This is a genomic window from Methylobacterium soli (genome assembly GCF_008806385.1).
GTDB classification, from domain to species: Bacteria; Pseudomonadota; Alphaproteobacteria; order Rhizobiales; family Beijerinckiaceae; genus Methylobacterium; species Methylobacterium soli.
The window spans coordinates 80,956-97,875 of sequence record NZ_VZZK01000009.1; the positions used below are offsets into that span (position 1 = coordinate 80,956).

15 protein-coding genes and 2 pseudogenes are annotated in these 16,920 nt (G+C 70.3%); 8 read left to right on the forward strand and 9 right to left on the reverse strand.

The window, feature by feature from the left end; all coding sequences use genetic code 11:
• Positions 1–3: 3 nt before the first annotated feature.
• From F6X53_RS10825 to F6X53_RS10840, 4 genes and pseudogenes are all read right to left on the reverse strand, one after another.
• Entirely contained in the window at positions 4–573 is a 570-nt protein-coding gene (locus tag F6X53_RS10825) for a cupin domain-containing protein (RefSeq protein ID WP_151000034.1), read from the reverse strand.
• Between the two features lie 19 nt (positions 574–592).
• Positions 593–1,531, reverse strand: coding sequence for an ABC transporter substrate-binding protein (locus tag F6X53_RS10830; protein ID WP_191970792.1), 939 nt, complete (start codon positions 1,529–1,531; stop codon positions 593–595).
• Entirely contained in the window at positions 1,531–2,628 is a 1,098-nt protein-coding gene (locus tag F6X53_RS10835) for an LLM class flavin-dependent oxidoreductase (RefSeq protein WP_151000036.1), read from the reverse strand. The genes F6X53_RS10830 and F6X53_RS10835 overlap by 1 nt, the downstream gene beginning before the upstream one ends.
• A 26-nt stretch (positions 2,629–2,654) precedes the next feature.
• Positions 2,655–3,798, reverse strand: a pseudogene (locus F6X53_RS10840) (acyl-CoA dehydrogenase family protein).
• Between the two features lie 551 nt (positions 3,799–4,349).
• Between F6X53_RS10840 and F6X53_RS10845 the strand changes: the two are divergent.
• Genes F6X53_RS10845 through F6X53_RS10855 form a run of 3 tightly spaced genes read left to right on the forward strand, consistent with a single transcriptional unit; the run spans position 4,350 to position 7,238 of the window.
• On the forward strand, positions 4,350–5,432 hold the full coding sequence (locus F6X53_RS10845) for an ABC transporter substrate-binding protein (RefSeq protein WP_151000037.1): 1,083 nt from the start codon (positions 4,350–4,352) through the stop codon (positions 5,430–5,432).
• A 10-nt stretch (positions 5,433–5,442) separates the two neighbouring features.
• On the forward strand, positions 5,443–6,444 hold the full coding sequence (locus F6X53_RS10850; protein WP_151000038.1) for an ABC transporter permease: 1,002 nt from the start codon (positions 5,443–5,445) through the stop codon (positions 6,442–6,444).
• On the forward strand, positions 6,438–7,238 hold the full coding sequence (locus F6X53_RS10855) for an ABC transporter ATP-binding protein (protein WP_151000039.1): 801 nt from the start codon (positions 6,438–6,440) through the stop codon (positions 7,236–7,238). Before F6X53_RS10850 ends, F6X53_RS10855 begins: the two co-directional genes overlap by 7 nt.
• Before the next feature lie 7 nt (positions 7,239–7,245).
• Here the strand turns inward: F6X53_RS10855 and F6X53_RS33140 are convergent.
• Positions 7,246–7,583: pseudogene (locus F6X53_RS33140) on the reverse strand (fumarate reductase/succinate dehydrogenase flavoprotein subunit); the annotation flags it as partial.
• Between the two features lie 194 nt (positions 7,584–7,777).
• On the opposite strand from F6X53_RS33140, the gene F6X53_RS10865 reads away from it, so the two are divergent.
• Genes F6X53_RS10865 through F6X53_RS10885 form a run of 5 tightly spaced genes read left to right on the forward strand, consistent with a single transcriptional unit; the run spans position 7,778 to position 12,256 of the window.
• On the forward strand, positions 7,778–8,518 hold the full coding sequence (locus F6X53_RS10865) for an ABC transporter ATP-binding protein (protein ID WP_151000040.1): 741 nt from the start codon (positions 7,778–7,780) through the stop codon (positions 8,516–8,518).
• 28 nt (positions 8,519–8,546) lie between these two features.
• Positions 8,547–9,773, forward strand: coding sequence for an ABC transporter substrate-binding protein (locus F6X53_RS10870; protein WP_151000041.1), 1,227 nt, complete (start codon positions 8,547–8,549; stop codon positions 9,771–9,773).
• Complete coding sequence (locus tag F6X53_RS10875) at positions 9,770–10,615, forward strand: ABC transporter permease (RefSeq protein ID WP_151000042.1); 846 nt, start codon at positions 9,770–9,772, stop codon at positions 10,613–10,615. Before F6X53_RS10870 ends, F6X53_RS10875 begins: the two co-directional genes overlap by 4 nt.
• A 10-nt stretch (positions 10,616–10,625) precedes the next feature.
• A complete protein-coding gene (locus F6X53_RS10880) occupies positions 10,626–11,171 on the forward strand; it encodes an OsmC family protein (protein ID WP_151000043.1) in 546 nt (181 codons plus the stop codon).
• A gap of 8 nt (positions 11,172–11,179) precedes the next feature.
• Positions 11,180–12,256, forward strand: coding sequence for an acyl-CoA dehydrogenase family protein (locus F6X53_RS10885; protein WP_151000044.1), 1,077 nt, complete (start codon positions 11,180–11,182; stop codon positions 12,254–12,256).
• Between the two features lie 822 nt (positions 12,257–13,078).
• Here the strand turns inward: F6X53_RS10885 and F6X53_RS10890 are convergent.
• The 4 genes from F6X53_RS10890 to F6X53_RS10905 are packed head-to-tail and all read right to left on the reverse strand — an operon-like array spanning position 13,079 to position 16,913.
• Complete coding sequence (locus F6X53_RS10890) at positions 13,079–14,074, reverse strand: ABC transporter ATP-binding protein (RefSeq protein ID WP_151000045.1); 996 nt, start codon at positions 14,072–14,074, stop codon at positions 13,079–13,081.
• Positions 14,037–15,053, reverse strand: coding sequence for an ABC transporter ATP-binding protein (locus tag F6X53_RS10895; RefSeq protein ID WP_151000046.1), 1,017 nt, complete (start codon positions 15,051–15,053; stop codon positions 14,037–14,039). Before F6X53_RS10895 ends, F6X53_RS10890 begins: the two co-directional genes overlap by 38 nt.
• Positions 15,050–15,922 carry an ABC transporter permease gene (locus tag F6X53_RS10900; protein ID WP_151000047.1) on the reverse strand — a complete coding sequence of 291 codons (873 nt, stop codon included), beginning with the start codon at positions 15,920–15,922 and terminating at the stop codon, positions 15,050–15,052. The genes F6X53_RS10895 and F6X53_RS10900 overlap by 4 nt, the downstream gene beginning before the upstream one ends.
• Before the next feature lie 4 nt (positions 15,923–15,926).
• Complete coding sequence (locus F6X53_RS10905) at positions 15,927–16,913, reverse strand: ABC transporter permease (RefSeq protein WP_306426597.1); 987 nt, start codon at positions 16,911–16,913, stop codon at positions 15,927–15,929.
• Between the last annotated feature and the right edge of the window lie 7 nt (positions 16,914–16,920).

Sequence of the window (16,920 nt, forward strand, 5' to 3'; positions counted from 1 at the left end):
GGATCAAGGATGCTTGTGGATGGGATCGATCCAGTGGACGGCCTCGGGCCGCTCCACCGGCTCGACATCGGGCAGGTTGACGACGACCGCCTCGTTGTCCGAGCGCACCAGCACGCAATGCAGGGGCTCGTCCGTCGAGGCATTGATCTCCTGATGCGGCACGAAGGGGGGCACGAAGATGAAGTCGCCGGGCCCCGCCTCGGCGACGTATTCGAGCCGCTCGCCCCAGCGCATCCGGGCACGGCCCGAGACGATGTAGATCACGCTCTCGAGCGCCCCGTGGTGGTGCACGCCGGTCTTGGCGTCGGGCTCGATCGCCACGGTGCCGGCCCAGATCTTCTGCGTACCCACGCGCGCGTGGTTGATCGCCGCCTGGCGGAACATGCCGGGCGTCTGGGCGGTGTTCGGATCGAGCTGGCCGCCCGGGATCACCCGAACCCCGTCATGCTTCCAGCGCGCTTCCCCGGCCGGGCCGGCGCGGGCCTCTCCGGCCTCGGGGGCAGCCTCCCCATGCGCGTGGTCAGGGTCGTCGGCTTCGTGGTGGTGCGTGTGGCCGTCGCCGCTATCGTGCATGTCGCTTCCTCTGGCCGCATCATCGCACGGCTGCGAGCGCTTCGGAGAACGAGGCATCGAGGATTGCCTCGGCGCGGGGTGACCTGGCCTGCGGGATCAGCCCGGCGCGGACGTAGAGATCGATGATGCGCTGCTCGTCGGCGATCACCGCCGCGTCGATCGGCACGGCGCGATACTGCGCCCGCCCAAACCAGCGCAGCGGCACTGCCTCGGGCATGCCGATCAGCTTCGACCAGAGAGCGGCATAGGGCGCGGGATCCTTGAGCGCCCAGGCCCGGGCCTGAGCGAGGCGGCTCGCATAGTCGGCGAGCAAAGCGCGCTTCGCCTTCAGCGCCGTGTCGCTCGCCACCGCAAAGCTCAGGCCCGGCGTGATGCCGTTGCCGTCGCGTACTACGCGCACGAGGCCGGCGAGCTCGGCCGCCGAGGTGTAGGGCTCCCAGGTTGACCACGCGTCGACGGCGCCCGAGGCCAGCGCGAGCTTGGCGTCGGCCGGGGGCAGGAAATGCAGGCGCGCGCCGCCGGCCGGCAGGCCTGCCTCTTCGAGGGCCGCCAGCACGACCTGATGGCCGATCGAGCCGCGATTGGTGGCGATGCGCTTGTCCTTCAGGTCCTGCACGCTGCGGATCGGCGAATCGGGTCGGACCAGGATCGCGAGCCCGTCCTGCCGGTTGCGGAAGGCCAGGAAAGCCTTCACCGGCACACCGGCGGCCGCCGCGAAGGTGAAGGGCGCGTCGCCCACTCCGCCAGCGTCGATCGCGCCGGCATTGAGCGCTTCCAGCAGCGGCGCCGCCGCCGGGAACTCGCTCCATTCGAGCCTGTAGGGCAGCCCGTCGAGGACGCCCGCGGCCTCCATGAGCGCCCGGGCGTTCCCGCGCTGATCGCCGACCCGCAGCACCTCCCCGGCCCAGGCGGGCGCAAGGGCGAGAAGTGCCAGGAACGCGAGGATGAGGGCCCGCATCAGGCGGCCTCCGCCGTGCCGCCGCGGCGCGCGAGCAGATCCTTGAAGGCCGGCAGCAGCGCCCGACCGAATTGGAGTGCGTCCTCCAGGGGGTCGAAGCCGCGGATCAGGAAGGTGCGCACGCCGAGATCGTGGTAGTCGAGGAGCGCGTCCGCCACCTGTTCGGGCGTGCCGACGAGGGCGGTGGAATTGCCGGCCGCGCCGGTCTCGGCGGCGATCGCCGTGTAGAGGCGCTTATCGAGCCGCGGCCCAGCCGCTGCCGCCGCGAGGAGGCGGCGCGAGCCCTCGTTCTGCGGCGCGGTCGCCGGGCCGAGGCCCTTGGCCGCCCGCTGCGCTCGGGTTTCGGCGAGGATGCCCTCGGCCCGCGCCCAGGCCTGCTCGTCCGTCTCGGCGAGGATCGGGCGCAGCGACAGGCTGAAGCGGGGCGCGCGCCCGTGCGGGGCCGCTGCCGCCCGCACCCGGGCGATCAACTCGCGGACCTGATCCTGCGTCTCGCCCCAGAGAGCGTAGGTGTCGGCGTGTCGCCCGGCGACCGCGAGCGCTGCCGGCGAGGCACCGCCGAAATAGACCGGGATCTCGGTGATGGGCTTTACCTCCGAGAAGCCGCCCGCAACGCGGTAATACGCGCCCGCGTAGTCGAAGGGCGCCTCCGACCTCCAGGACAAGCGCAGGATGTCGAGGAATTCCTGCGTCCGGGCATAGCGCTCGTCCTTCGTCAGGTGGTCGCCGTCCCGGGCGAGGTCGCGGTCGTCACCGCCGCTGATCGCATGGATCGCGACGCGCCCGCCCGTGAGCTGGTCGAGCGTCGCGAACTGGCGCGCGGCGACCGTGGGCGCGACGAAGCCGGGGCGGTGCGCGATCATCAGGCCGACCCGCTTCGTCACCGCCGCGATCTCGGCGGCGATCAGCAGCGGGTCGGGCGCCGTGGAGTAGGAGGCGACCAGCACGCGGTCGAAGCCGCCCCATTCGTGCGCCTGGGCCAGGAGGCGCAGGTAGTCGCGGTCGATGACCCCGCCCTCCGGCGCGTGGGTCTCCGACACCTCGCGCGGGGCGACGAAGCCGATGAACTCGGTCTGCTCGGGGTTCAGCAGGCTCATGGGGAAGGTTCCTGTGCGCTCTTCGGTCAGCGGTCGAGGACGGCGCGGCCGGCGGCGGACCGCACGGCATCGCCTTGCGGCCAGTGGATGCGCGCGCAGAGCACGTCGCGCAGGTGGCGTTCCAGCGGGTTCTTCCGCGACAGCGCGGCGTTCCCGCAGAGTTCGGCGACGCGCTGCACCGCCTGGATCGCGTTCTCCGTGACGGTGACCTTCACGAAGCCGGCTCCGCGCGGCCGGTGGGCGTCCGGCATCGGTCTCCCCGGCGAGGCTCGCGACGAGGCGCAGATTCACTGCGAGCAACCGCTCGTTCTCACCGACGGCCTCGTGGAAGCGCGGCAGGCTCGCGAGCGGCGCACCGAGGCTACCGGGCCGGCGCTCGCGCAGGAAGCGAATGAACCAAGCTTGCGCCGCCTGCGCGACGCCGTCGTAGAGGGCGGCGAGGAGCGCGCAACTCCAGGCCTGCTGCAGCGCGTCCGGGGCCTGCCAGCCGGCGGGCGGTCGCAGGTCCACAGCGTTCGCGCCCGGCACAAAGACGTTCTCGAAGACCACGTCGTGGCTGCCCGAGGCACGCAGGCCCAGATGGTCCCAGGTCTCCTCGATCCGGATGCCCGGCGCGCCGAACGGGACGAGCAGGTTGCCGATCCAGGGTTTGGGTTCGTCGGTGCGGACAAAGACGACGCCGTAGGCGAGCGCCGGCGCGCCCGTGGAGTAGATCTTGCGGCCTGTGACCCGCCAGCCGTCGCCGGTGCGTCGCGCCACCGTCTCCGGCAGGCCGCCGCGGGCCGGGGTGCCGAGTTCGGGCTCGACGCGGAGCGCGTTGATGAGCGCGCCGCTGGACACCGCCTCCCGCCCGACCCTGTCCGAGAGGGCCCGCGGCCAGGGCGAGCCCTCGCGGTGGATCAGCCCGTGATTGAGCAGCGTCATCGCCAGGACGAGGGCGGTGCCCGGATCACCCGCGCCGATCGTCCCGACGACCTCCGCGGCGCGCGCGAGCCCTGCGCCGCCACCGCCGAGCCGGCGTGGCACCGTGAGGGCGAGGAGACCGGCCTCATGCAGGGCCGCGAGGCTGGCATGCGGGAAGGCGCCGCTGCGGTCGTGCTCGGCCGCGTGGGCTGCGAAGCCCTCGGCGAGCGTGCGGGCGGGATCGGGCGGCGGGACGGCGACGGTCATGGGGATTCGCGAAGGCAGAGGCCGCCGCGGCGAAACCCGGGAGCCAGGGCCTCAGGATCGGACCGGATCGTCAGGTCGTCAACGCAGTCGATTTCTAAAAATCAGTCTACAGGGGGGGATATTCTTCGCGGATTAGATGATGGGCGAGCATAAAAATGCGATCTCGGTTCGATGGTGCGCAAGATATCATCTTCCGATCTTCCAGGAATGCCGCTCGAAACCGCCGGCGGCATGATCGTCGATCGGTCGGCTAGCTCGCGAGCCGCCGATCCGACCCAAGCTGCAGGCGTGCCGGTCTAAGGCAGGACCGATGCCAGCGCACAAGAACGTTCTCGCGGAGCAATCCTGGGCGAATATACACATGCTGCGGATGGACAAGAATGAGAATACGCTTTCGTTGACATCGTGGTCTCGTGATTGAAAATTAAATACATCGGTTCCCCCAGAGAGCCGTTCTCAGAACTGCGCCGGCACGCTGCCCGAATGACCGGACGGTGTCGCCTGCGCGCCGTCCGCCCGTGCCCACCGCCGCGCGGCACCCGGAGACCATGATGACTGACAAGCCTCAGCGCCCCGGCATCGCGCCGTCGCGCCGGTTCCTGCTGAGCGCAGGCGCGGCCGCGGCGGCTTTGCCCCTGTTCGGCGTGAGCGCCGGCCGCGCCTGGGGGCCCGGCCCGGCCGCCCCGTTCGATCCCGGTCCGCTCTGCCAGCCGGCCGCCGCGGAGGGGCCGGCGGGCCCGCTGAAGCCGATCAGGCTCGCCTGGAACGCCACAGCGATCTGCACCGCCGCGGCGCCGCTCGCCAAGGAGCGGGGCATCTTCGCGAGGCACGGGCTCGACGTGGAGTTCGTCAATTTCGGAGGCTCCACCGAGGCGCTGCTCGAAGCAATCGCCACCGGCAAGGCTGATGCCGGCATTGGCATGGCTCTGCGCTGGCTGAAGCCTCTGGAGCAAGGCTTCGACGTGAAGATCACCGCAGGCCTCCATGGCGGCTGCCTGCGCCTGCTCGGGGCGAAATCCGCCGGCATCACCGAGATCGCGGCCCTCAAGGGCAAGACCATCGCGATCAGCGACCATGCGAGCCCGGCCAAGAACTTCTTCGGATTGTTGCTGGCCAAGGCTGGGATCGACCCCGAGAGCGGCGTCGAGTGGCGGCCATACCCGGCCGACCTCCTGAACCTCGCGGTCGAGAAGGGCGAGGCGCAGGCGCTCGCCGATGCCGATCCGCGCACCTGGATCTGGCTGAAGGATCAGCGCTTCACGGAGGTCGCCACGAATCTGTCTGGCGAATACGCCGACCGCACCTGCTGTGTCGTAGCGTTGCGCGGCAGCTTGATCCGCAACGACCGCGCCGCCGCGGCCGCCCTGACCCGCGCGGTGCTGGAGGCCGGCCACCGCGTCCACGAGAACCCGGAGGATGCCGCCCGGATCTTCTCCGGCTACGGCGGCAAGGGCTCGGTGGAGGACCTCGCCGCGATGCTGCGCAGCCAGCACCACGGCGACCGCCCGGTCGGGGCCGACCTCAAGCGGCAACTCGTCCTCTACGGCGACGAGTTGAAGCAGGTGAACGTTCTCAAGCGCACCACCGATACGGCGAAGTTCGCCGAGCGCGTCTACGCCGACGTGCTGAGCTGAGGGCGCCCGCATGACAAGCCTAACCAGCTTCGTGGGCACCATCCCGCAAGGCACCAGCCATCGCTTCCTGCATCTGCCGTTGCGCGCCCTCGCGGTGGGGGCGGCCTGGCTCGCGCTCGCGGGGGCGACCTACGCCCTGCCGGAAGAGGGCGACTTCCCCTACACAGCCACGCTCGCGGGCGCTGCCCTCTTCCTCGGAGCGGCGACGCCGCTCGCGGCGGCGTTCGCCAACCGGCTTGGGCGGTTCGGCGCGTCCCTGGCCCACTGGACACCCTGGCTCGCCGTGCTGGCGCTCGCCTTCCTCGCCTGGGAACTCGTGACCGCGAAGTTCGCGCTCCTGCCGATGCCGTTCTTCCCGCCGCCGCAGGCGATCCTGGAGGTCTTCCTGGAAGACTGGCCGAAGCTCGGCGGCAGCATCCTGAACTCGCTGAAGCTGCTGGCCGGCGGCTACCTGATCGGGGCCGCGCTCGGCTTCGCGGCGGGCGTCGCCATCGGCTGGTCGAAGACGGTGGGGTATTGGGCGCATCCGATCCTGCGCTTCGTCGGCCCGCTGCCCGCGACCGCCTGGCTGCCGCTCGCCTTCTTCGTCTTTCCCTCCTCGTGGTCGGCGAGCACCTTTCTCGTCGCGCTCGCCACGGGCTTCCCCGTCACCGTACTGACCTGGTCGGGGGTGGCAGGGGTCAACAAGGCCTATTTCGATGTGGCGCGCACCCTCGGCGCCTCGCCGGCCTTCCTCGTCCTGCGGGTGGCGATCCCGGCGGCGCTGCCGCACGTCTTCGTCGGCCTGTTCATGGGGCTCGGCGGGTCCTTCGCGGTGCTGGTGGTGGCCGAGATGCTCGGCGTGAAGTCCGGCCTCGGCTGGTACCTGCAATGGGCGCAAGGCTGGGCGGCCTACGCCAACATGTACGCGGCGCTGATCGTGATGGCACTGATGTGCTCCGGGCTGATCACCTTGCTGTTCCGCCTGCGCGACCGGGTCCTCTCTTGGCAGAAGGGGCTGGTGCAATGGTAGCCGCAACGCGCGAGCGCCCCGCCGCCGAGATCGACCCCGGGAGGGGCGGTGCCCGGCTGACGGTCGAGACCGTCTCCCATGCCTTCGACATCCGCGGCACTCCCCTGCCGGTGCTCGAGCGGGTAAGCCTCACGGTGGAGCCTGGCCGCTTCGTGGCGCTGCTCGGCGCCTCGGGCTGCGGCAAGTCCACCCTGCTGCGGCTCGTCGCCGGCCTGGAGCCGCCGGACGCGGGCCGCATCGCGGTCGACGGCACGGCGGTGACCGGGCCCGATCCATCGCGTCTCCTCGTCTTCCAGGACCCTACCCTCTATCCTTGGCGCACGGTGCGCGGGAACGTGGCTCTGGGCCTGGAGGCGCGGGGCCTCGGCCGCGAGCGAGCGGCCCGTGCGGACGCGGCCTTGCGCCTCGTGGGTCTCGATGGGTTCGCCGAGGTCTATCCGCACCAGCTCTCGGGCGGCATGGCCCAGCGCGCAGCGCTCGCCCGAGCCCTGGTGAACGAGCCCCGCCTGCTCCTGCTCGACGAGCCCCTCGGCAAGCTCGACGCGCTGACCCGGCTCGCCATGCAGGCTGAGATCCTGCGCCTCTGGCAGAAGGCGCGCTTCACCGCGCTCCTCGTCACGCACGATGTCGAGGAGGCGCTGGTGCTCGCCGAGCGAGTCGTCGTGCTCTCCGACCGCCCGGCCGCGATCCGGGCCGACATCCCTGTCGAGCGGCCCTATCCGCGCCACCGGGACGATCCAGAACTGGTGCGCCAGCGCCGCGAGATCCTGGGGATCCTCGGCCAGCCCGCCTGAGCCGCATCTGCTCGCTGACTCCGCGCCCATCCACTTTCCGCAAGATCGTGTGGCAGAACCATTCTGCGTCGTTCTTGCCCGGGAAGTCGGTGCGGTTGTGGTAGAGGCCCGAGCGGCTCCCGTGCGCTGGAGCGAGGCGCGGGCGACCGTCCCGGCGCAGTCGCGGATCGAGAAAGCTTCGAGTGCCCGCATCGGTTCGTGGCTGTCGCGGGCGACCATGCAGGTCTCAAGATCCTCGCGGATCTCACCCAGGCGGCGCCGCCGGATCTCCATCTTCGCCGTCACCTTCGGCGGCTGAAAGTCGTCGTTCACGAAGCGGCGGGTCTTGTACGCGATCTGGTTGGGAGCAGGCAACGATGCAATCTATCTTCATCTCTTGGTCGCAAAGAATAATCTCGCCGAGTTGGCGCAATGTTTAGATTTTGTATCCATTGATATTCCCGTCTCTCATCGGTCATTTTGGCCTTACGCGGCCCTCGGTGCCGATCGTCGGCTCGTTCGGCCGGGGGCGGTGCGGCCGCGCCCAGTTTTCCGGATCGATGACACGCTCCAGCCCCCAGCTCTCCCTCGTGGCCGTCGCCTACCGCTACGGCCGGCATTCGGTGCTCGACCGGGTCGATCTCGCAGTTCGACCGAGCGAGCGTGTCGGCATCCTCGGTCGCTCGGGTGTGGGCAAGTCGACCCTGCTGCAGATCCTCGCCGGGCTCGTCGCGCCGTCCTCCGGCACCGTGCGGGTCGATGGCGCGCCCGTGCGCGGGCCGGTGCCGGGCTGCACCGTGATGTTCCAGCGCCCCGCCTTGCTCCCCTGGGCCAGCGTCCTCGACAACGTCCTGCTGCCCGCCCGCCTCGCCGGGCGGCTCGGGCGCGAGCGGGCCGACAGCGCGGCGGAAGCCCACCGCCTTCTCGACGATCTCGGCCTGGCCGAGCGGGCGCAAGCCAAGCCGCACCAACTCTCCGGCGGGCAGCAGCAGCGGGTGGCGCTCGCTCGGGCGCTCGCGAGCCGGCCGCGCATCCTGCTCCTCGACGAACCGTTCTCGGCGCTCGATCCCGAGATGCGCGGCGCCTTGCGCACCGACGTGCTGCGGCTCGCCCGCGAGCGCGGCCTCACCCTCATCGTCGTCACCCACGACCTCGCCGACGTCGCCGCCCTGGCCCAGCGCGCGGTGGTGCTGAGCGGGCGCCCGGCCCGCGTCTCCGACGATTTCCTGCTGTCGGACGACGCCGAGGCGGAGCTCCGCCGCCGCCTCGGCCCATCCGCCCCCGAGCGTGCCGCTGCCTGATCCGTTTTCCGAACCCTCACGAGACCCGATGAGCGCCCCCGACGACCTCTCCGCCCTATGGACGCATGAATGGGCGCGCGCCGACTGGACCCGGCGCGACACCCTCGACGCGCTCGCCCGCGGCGGGCTCGCCGCGCTCTTCGGTGCTGGAGCGCTGGCGCTCTCGGGTCGGACCGCCCACGCGGCCGACGACGAGACCGTGCGCATCGGCTACCTGCCGATCACCGACGCGACCGCGCTGCTCGTCGCCCACGCCAAGGGCTATTTCGAGGACGCCGGCCTCAAGGTCGCCGAGCCGACGCCCGTGCGCTCATGGTCGGCACTGGTGGAGGGTTTTGCTGCCGGCAAGTTCAACCTCGCCCATCTGTTGAAGCCCATCCCCGTCTGGATGCGCTACAACAATAAGTTTCCGGTCAAGGTCCTGGCCTGGGCCCACACCAACGGCTCCGGCATCGTCGTCGGAGGAAAAAGCGGCATCGCGGACTTTCGAGGGCTCGCGGGCAAGCGCGTCGCGGTGCCCTACTGGTACTCGATGCACAACGTCGTGCTGCAATACGCGCTGCGTGAATCCGGCGTGACGCCGGTGATCCGCGGCGGGCCCGGACCGAACGAGTGCGCCCTCCAGATCCTGCCGCCCCCCGAGATGCCGGCGGCGCTCGCGGCGGGCAAGATCGACGGGTACATCGTCGCCGAGCCGTTCAACGCGCTGGGCGAACTCAAGGCCGGGGCGCGGATGCTGCGCTTTACCGGCGATATCTGGAAGAACCATCCCTGCTGCGTCGTCGTCGCCCACGAGCGGCAGGTGACGGGCAACCCCGAATGGACGGGCAAGGCGGTCGACGCCATCGTGCGCGCGCAGGTCTATTGCGTGAAGAACCGCGAAGAGGTCGCCCGCCTGATCTCGAAGGATGGCCGCGGCTACCTGCCGATGCCGGCCGACGTGGTCATCAAGGCCACCACCGATTACGGGCCCGCCTACGAACAGAGCGGGGCGATCCGCCACCGCGACTGGGCTGCGAGCCGCATCGACTTCCAGCCCTGGCCTTATCCTTCCGCGACACGGCTCATCGTCGAGGCGATGGGCAAGACCCTGGTCGAGGGCGACGCCACGTTCCTCAAGGGGCTCGACCCAGATTTCGTGGCACGGGACCTCGTCGACGATCGCTTCGTTGCGGCCTCGTTGAAGCGCTACCCCGAATGGCCGGGCGCCGCCGATCCGGTCGCGCTGACCCGCCAGGAAACCTTGAGCCTGTGAGCGGGCGCGCGCTTCCCACCGCCCTCGCCGTCGAGGGAGGTGTCGCGGCGGACCCGGCGCGCCGCCGGGCCGGGCTCCGCCCCGCACTCGACCGGCTCGCGCCGCTCTTCGGGCTCGCCGGTCTCGGGCTCATGTGGTTCGCCGCCGGCCTCGTGCTGGTGAGCGTGCCGGCCTACTCCGCCTTCGCCGGCTTCGCGCCGGGCCCGGCACTCGCCTCCTTCGCCGAACTCCTCGCCTCCGGCGAGGCCTGGCGGGCCGCCGCTCCGAGTCTCCTGCGAGTTGGCCAGGGGCTGCTCGTCGCCTTCCTGCTCGGTGCGCCGCTCGGATTGCTCATGGGTGCCTCTCCCCTGGCCGAGCGCGCGCTGCAGCCGCCGTTCCAGCTCCTGCGCATGGTCTCTCCGCTAGCCTGGATGCCGGTGGCGGTGCTGGCCTTCCCGAACTGGGACGGTGCCATCGTCTTCCTCATCACCGCTGCCGCCATCTGGCCGATCCTGTTCTCCACCGCCGCCGGAGTGAAACGGATCGACCCCATCTGGCTCACCCTCGCACGCAACCTCGGCGCGAGCCGCGTCGGCACTCTGAGGAGGATTATCGTCCCGGCCGTGCTCCAGGACATTTTGACGGGCCTGCGCCTGTCGCTGGGCGTCGCCTGGATCGTGTTGGTGCCGGCCGAGTATCTCGGGGTTACCAGCGGCCTCGGCTACGCCATCAACGACGCTCGCGATACCCTCTCCTACGACCGGCTTGCGGCCCTCGTCCTGCTGATCGGACTGATCGGCTACGCCCTCGACAGCGGCCTGGGGCGCCTCGCCGCCCGCGCCCGCTGGATACCCGCAACCTGAGGAGTTTCCCATGACTGCTTCGGCCACACGTGAAATCATCCAGACCTTCGAGCCCATCGACCGCGACGCGCTCGCCGCCTTATCCGAGAAGGGTCGCGCCGATCCGAGCGCCGTGCGTACCGTCCGCGCCCGCACGGTCGCCGAGGGGCGCCGCTTCCGCCACCTCAACTATGTACGCAACCTCGACGCTCACATCGTCGACGAACCGCCGGGATTGCTGGGCGACGACACCGCCCCGAACCCGACCGAGGCGTTGCTCGCGGCGCTCGGCACCTGCGTGGCGGTGGGCATCCAGGCCAACGCCGTCGCGCGGGGCTGGGTCGTGCGTGGCATCGAGATCGAGAGCGAGGGCGACATCAACATCACCTCCGTCTGGGGTACCGGCGACCTTTCGCCGAAGTCGGTCGGGCTGACGGCCGTGCGGCTGAAGGCTCATCTCGACATCGAGGGCGCGAGCCCGGCGGAACTCGACGAACTCGTCGCCCATGCCGCGCTGTGGTCGCCTGTCCTCAACACCGTGAAGAACCCGGTCGCAGTCACCCTGGCCCGGGCCTGAGAGGCAGGATGAGCGCAGCTCTCTCGCTCGGACCGGAACGCGCCCCCGACGTCGCGGAAATCGTGCGCTCCGCCCTGCAACCGCAGGTCGGAGCGATTGATCGTGGCCTCTACCCGGAGGCGGTGCTGCGCGCGTTGGGCTCCGCGGGCGCCTTCACGCACCACGTCGACGGCTCGACGGAGGGCCTCGTGCGAGCGGTCGATGCAATGAGCGAGGTCGCGACCGCCTGTCTCTCCACCGCCTTCTGCACTTGGTGCCAGGACGCGTTGGTCTGGTACCTCGCCCGCAGCGAGGAAGCCGGCGCTGCTGACCAAGTCGCGGCTGTCGCAAGCGGAGCTCGGCTCGGCGGCACCGGCCTGTCGAACCCGATGAAGTCATTCTCGGGGATCGAGCCTCTGGCACTCAACGCCCTGCGGGTGCAGGGCGGCTACCGGGTGCGGGGGCGGCTACCCTGGGTCTCGAATCTTGCGCCGGGACACCGCTTCGCCGCCATCTTCGCCTTGGAGGACGGCACCCGGGTCATGGCCGTGCTCACCGCGGGCACGGAGACGGTGGGGCTTGTCGCCAACACGCGCTTCGTGGCGCTGGAGGGTACAGGCACCTACACGGTACTGGTGAGAGACGCCTTCGTGCCCGATGTCGACGTGATCGCACCCGACGCTTCGACCTTCGTGCCGCAGATCCGCAATGGCTTCGTCCTGCTCCAGACCGGAATGGGCCTCGGCCTTGCCCGGGGCGTCGTCGCCCTGATGCGAGCGGACGTTCGCGGTCGACAGCAGGCGGCCGCCCTGCCGCTCGGGCCGGCAGCAATCGAGGATCGTGCGGAGGGGTTGCACGCACGGGTGGCAGCCTTGGCGGACCGGCACGCCGACCCGGCCCGCACGACCTTCCTCGACGTGCTGAGGCTACGCCTCGAAGTCTCCTGGCTCGCGCTCGAAGCGGCGCAGGCTGCGATGCTTCAGTTCGGCGCCCGTGGCTATCAAGAGGGCTCCGAGCCCTTCCGGCGCCTGCGAGAGGCGCAATTCGTGGCCATCGTCACGCCGTCGGCGAAGCACATCACTGCCGAGCTTGCGCGTGCCGCATAAGGACCTCGGGCATCCCGGATCCTTCGGCGCGGATACGCCAGGATCGACTCACAGCGCGTCGTCGAACAAGTGGAATGCGAAATGCTGACCCCTTGCGGACCTTCGACCTCGCTTCGGACGTCCGCTCACGAGCTGGAAACGGACACAGCAATGGCCGCCACAACATCAGGATGTTGTTCCTTGGCCGGGGCGCTTTGAACGCTCCCGCGGCTTGAGGCAGACACAAGCGCTGAGGTCGGTGCCCCGGCAAGAACCAGCGCTTCGACACCCACGACGTATATCGAGGGGCGAGACCCTGCGCGAGCCGATCGAGCACGACCACCAGCGTGGGACCATCTGGATCTCAGACAACAACACGGCCGCGCCCGCGTCAGAGGACGACCGGTTGGTCACGTTCGGTGAGTACGGGACGAAGATGGCCACCATCGAGCCTTCTTTTGCGCGAGGCGCGGAGGACCGGCGTCCCGATCACGGTCTTCCGGCCGGGCCACATCGTCGGGCTGGGCGCCGATGAACCCGGTTGCGAGCGCCAATCCGGAGGTGTTGACCGACTCCGCGCGCCGAGGCGCTTGCACTTCCAAGGTCTGGCCTGGAATGCGAGCACAACGTCGTCGGTTACTGCCGCTCCATTGGAAAGGCATGTCACCGGTTAAGCTAAGGGCCGCGCGACGCCTGCGAGGCGGCCGTCTAGGAGATTGTCGCCGCCCGTGTCGCTGAGGGCCAGATCGAAGCGTCAGTCTCGGTGGAGGCGGTCTCACCCTGCCCGCGTGCCGGGATGACCGGATTCGTGGCGGCCCGGCGCTGCTTGCTGGGGGCTGACGCTCAGGCGAGGTGACAGGCAACGCGATGGCCTGCTCCGGAGGTCACTCGCAGCGACGGCACCTCCGCTCTGCAGCGCTCCACCGCCATCGGGCAGCGCGGATGGAAGTGGCACCCCGAGGGGGGTGAGTAGGGGCTCGGCAGCGTGTCGTGATGATCGATTCCGCGCCCGGCCCTCCGGCCCCGACGCTCAAGCGACGGGACGGCCGCGAGGAGCTTGCGCGTGTACGGGTGAGCCGGCGCCCGCCACAGCGCCTCGCGCGCAGCGATTTCGACGATCCGGCCGAGATACATCACCGCCACCCGGTCGGAGACGTGCTCGACGACGGAGAGATCGTGGCTGATGAACAGGAAGGCGACGCCGCGCCGTGCCTGCAGGTCGTGCAGGAGATTCAGGATCTGGGCCTGGATCGAGACGTCGAGGGCCGAGACCGGCTCGTCGCAGACCACGAGATCGGGTTCGAGGGCAATTGCGCGGGCAAGGCCGATGCGCTGGCGCTGACCGCCCGAGAACGCGTGCGGGTAACGCGCCGCTGCATCGGCCGGAAGCCCCACATCGGCGAGGAGCCGCGCGACCCGCGCCCTACGCTCGGCGAGCGAGCCGATGCCGTGAACCCGCAGCGGTTCCTCGATCAGCTGGCCCACGGTCCAGCGAGGGTCGAGAGCGGCGCCGCTGTCCTGGAACACCATCTGCAGGCGCCGCCTCTCGCCTCGAAGGGCCGTTTGTGAGAGCCCCACGAGTTCTCGCCCGTCGAGGCGGATCGAGCCTCGGCTCGGCTCGACGAGACGCAGGATCGCCCGACCCAAGGTGGACTTGCCGCAGCCCGACTCGCCGACCAGTCCCAGGGTCTCACTCTGGTGGATCTCCAGGGAGATCCCGTCCACCGCCCGCGACGTACCGCGCGCGGTCCGGTAATGGACCGCGAGATCTTCGACGGCGAGCAGCGGCTTTGCCTTGAGCTCAGGCGTCGAGCGATACAGGGGATTGCTCTGGAGCATGAAGATCCTTCCAGCGGAGGCAGGCAACCCGCTCTGCCGCGGCGCCAGCGGCTTCCAGGAGCGGTAGGGTCTCGCGACAGGGAGCGCCGGCCGCCGGGCAGCGCGGCGCGAAGGCACAACCACGCGGCACCGCGCCGAGCGATGGCACCTGGCCCGGGATCTCCGCGAGCCGCTGCCGCGCCCCGGACCCGATGCGCGGGCGGGCCGCGATGAGGCCGCGCGTGTAGGGGTGGCGGGGCGTGGCGAACAGGCTCGCCGCGGAGCCGGTCTCCACGGCGCGGCCCGCATACATCACCAGAACCCGGTCGGCATGCTCGGCCACGAGGCCGAGATCGTGGGTGATCAGCACGACCGCCATGCCGGTCTCCCGGCGCAGGTCGTCGATCAGGTCCAGGATCTCCGCCTGCACCGTGACGTCGAGGGCCGTCGTCGGCTCGTCCGCGACGAGGACGGCCGGCGAGCAGGCGAGCGCCATCGCGATCATCACCCGCTGGCGCATGCCGCCCGACAACTGGTGGGGATACTCGACGAAGCGGCGCTCCGGGTCCGGAATGCGGACGCGCGCGAGAAGCGCGCCCGCGCGCGCGCGGGCTTCGGCGGCGCTCACCGCATCGTGCTCGCGGATCGCCTCGACGATCTGCGCTCCGACCGTGAGGACGGGGTTCAAGGCCGTCATCGGCTCCTGGAAGATCATGGCGATGCGCGCGCCGCGCAGACGCCGCATTGCCTCGCCCTGGAGACCGAGGATGTCGTGGTCCTCCAAGCGGACGCGGCCGCGGGCCCGAGCGTTGCCGGGCAGCAGGCCGAGCAGCGCAAAGGCGGTGAGCGACTTGCCGCAGCCGGATTCGCCGACGATCGCCAGGGTCTCCCCGGCGGCCACCGAGAATCCGATGCCGTGAACGGCCGCCCGCTCGGCAGCGCCCTCGCGGAAAGCAATTCTGAGATCTTCGACCTGCAGGACGGGTGAGTCGGCGCTCATCGCAGCTCACGCTTCAGGTCGAGTGCGTCGTTGAGACCGTCGCCTAGCAAGTTGAGGGCGAGCACCGCCGCGACGATCGCGAGCCCAGGGGCCGCTGCAACGAACCAGTCCGTGCGAATCACCTCGCGCCCGGCGCCCACCATGGCGCCCCAGCTGACGACGTTCGGATCGCCGAGGCCCAGGAAGGCGAGGCTCGACTCGGTCAAGATAGCGTTCGCCACCAGGATCGAGGCGGAGACGATCACCGGGGCGAGCACGTTCGGCAGGATGTGGAGCCCGATGATGCGGGCGTCCGAGGCGCCGATCACGATCGAGGACTGGACGAGTTCGCCGTCGCGCAGGCGCAGCACTTCGGCGCGGACCAGCCGAGCCAGCGCCGGCCAGCCGGTCAGCCCGATCGCCAGCACGATGGTCGGGATGGAGGGCTGCAGCACCGCGACGATCGCCAGGGTGAACAGGAAGGGCGGAATGGTCTGAAAGAGTTCGGTGAGCCGCATCAGCGCGGCCTCGATGTGCCCGCCGTAATAGCCCGCGGCGGCCCCGATCCCGACCCCGATGACGAGCGCCACCAGGGTCGCGACCGCGCCGATCATCAGCGAGATCCGGGCGCCGTGCGCGATCCCGGCGGCGATGTCGCGCCCGAGCATGTCGGTGCCGAGCGGGAAGGCCGGATCGGTGCCTGGCCATTGCAGCGGGGCGCCGACCATGTCGAGCGGATCGCCGGGAAAGAGGACAGGCGCAGCCAGGCCCGCCCCGGCGACGAGGCCGAGCAGGACCAAGCCGATGCAGGCCGAGGGGCGCCGCGCGAGGCGAGCGAGAAGCCCGACCCGGCGCGGTCCGGTCGCTGGAAGCGTGAGCACACCGGCCATGGCGTCAGGCCCGCGCGGTCCGCGGATCGAGCACCGCGTAGAGCAGGTCGACCGCGAGGTTGGCGAGCACGACCACGACCGAGCTGCAGAGCAGGATGCCGAGCAGTAGGTTGAGGTCGCGTTGGAACAGCGCCTCGAAGGCGAGACGCCCAAGGCCCGGCCAGGCGAAGACCGTCTCGACGAGGACTGCGCCGCCCAGGATCGCGCCGAGCTGCAGCCCGAGTTGCGTCACCACCGGCAGAAGCGCGTTGCGCAGGACGTGCCGGTACGCGATGCGGCGCGGGCGGACACCCTTGGCGACGGCGGTGCGCACGTAATCCTGGCCGTAGGCCTCCAGCATCGCGGCCCGGGTCAGGCGCGTGTAGATCGCCAGGTAGTAGAGACTGAGGGTCAAGGCCGGGAGCGCGAGGTGTCGGGCGACGTCAACCAGATGGGCGAGGCCGGTGAGGCCCGTCCCGATCTCAGCCATACCGCCGACCGGCAGCCAGTCGAGCCAGACCGAGAACACGACGATCAGCATAACGCCGATCCAGAAGACTGGCGTCGCGTAGAACAGGAGCGCCAGAACCGAGATCGCGGTATCGAGCGGCTGGCCGGCATGGCGGGCCGCGACGAATCCGAGCGTGCCCCCGACGAGCACCGCGAAGGTGATGCTCACCCCCATCAGGACGAGCGTTGGCCCGAGCCGGTCGAGGATCAGCTGCGACACCGGGAGTCCCTGACGGAACGAGAAGCCGAGATCGAAGGTCAGCACATTGGCGAGGTACTTGGCGAACTGCACTGCCAGAGGCTGATCGAGACCGAACTGGGCGCGGAGCGCCGCGATGTATTCCGGCGTGGCCGAGCCCGCTTCTCCTGCCAGCACCTGGGCGGCATCGCCCGGCGCCAAGTGCAGCAGGAAGAAGTTGATCACCGCGATGCCGACCACCACCGCCACCATCTGGCCGAAGCGTCGAATTGCGGCCAGCGGGCCGCCCACGCGCATCTGCATCGGAACC

What these genes read in the sequence shown, in the direction of transcription:
- F6X53_RS10825 (WP_151000034.1), bottom strand. Translation starts at nt 573, where the DNA reads ATGCACGATAGCGGCGACGGCCACACGCACCACCACGAAGCCGACGAC.
- F6X53_RS10830 (WP_191970792.1), bottom strand. Translation starts at nt 1,531, where the DNA reads ATGCGGGCCCTCATCCTCGCGTTCCTGGCACTTCTCGCCCTTGCGCCC.
- F6X53_RS10835 (WP_151000036.1), bottom strand. Translation starts at nt 2,628, where the DNA reads ATGAGCCTGCTGAACCCCGAGCAGACCGAGTTCATCGGCTTCGTCGCC.
- F6X53_RS10845 (WP_151000037.1), top strand. Translation starts at nt 4,350, where the DNA reads ATGACTGACAAGCCTCAGCGCCCCGGCATCGCGCCGTCGCGCCGGTTC.
- F6X53_RS10850 (WP_151000038.1), top strand. Translation starts at nt 5,443, where the DNA reads ATGACAAGCCTAACCAGCTTCGTGGGCACCATCCCGCAAGGCACCAGC.
- F6X53_RS10855 (WP_151000039.1), top strand. Translation starts at nt 6,438, where the DNA reads ATGGTAGCCGCAACGCGCGAGCGCCCCGCCGCCGAGATCGACCCCGGG.
- F6X53_RS10865 (WP_151000040.1), top strand. Translation starts at nt 7,778, where the DNA reads ATGACACGCTCCAGCCCCCAGCTCTCCCTCGTGGCCGTCGCCTACCGC.
- F6X53_RS10870 (WP_151000041.1), top strand. Translation starts at nt 8,547, where the DNA reads ATGAGCGCCCCCGACGACCTCTCCGCCCTATGGACGCATGAATGGGCG.
- F6X53_RS10880 (WP_151000043.1), top strand. Translation starts at nt 10,626, where the DNA reads ATGACTGCTTCGGCCACACGTGAAATCATCCAGACCTTCGAGCCCATC.
- F6X53_RS10885 (WP_151000044.1), top strand. Translation starts at nt 11,180, where the DNA reads ATGAGCGCAGCTCTCTCGCTCGGACCGGAACGCGCCCCCGACGTCGCG.
- F6X53_RS10890 (WP_151000045.1), bottom strand. Translation starts at nt 14,074, where the DNA reads ATGCTCCAGAGCAATCCCCTGTATCGCTCGACGCCTGAGCTCAAGGCA.
- F6X53_RS10895 (WP_151000046.1), bottom strand. Translation starts at nt 15,053, where the DNA reads ATGAGCGCCGACTCACCCGTCCTGCAGGTCGAAGATCTCAGAATTGCT.
- F6X53_RS10900 (WP_151000047.1), bottom strand. Translation starts at nt 15,922, where the DNA reads ATGGCCGGTGTGCTCACGCTTCCAGCGACCGGACCGCGCCGGGTCGGG.
- F6X53_RS10905 (WP_306426597.1), bottom strand. Translation starts at nt 16,913, where the DNA reads ATGCAGATGCGCGTGGGCGGCCCGCTGGCCGCAATTCGACGCTTCGGC.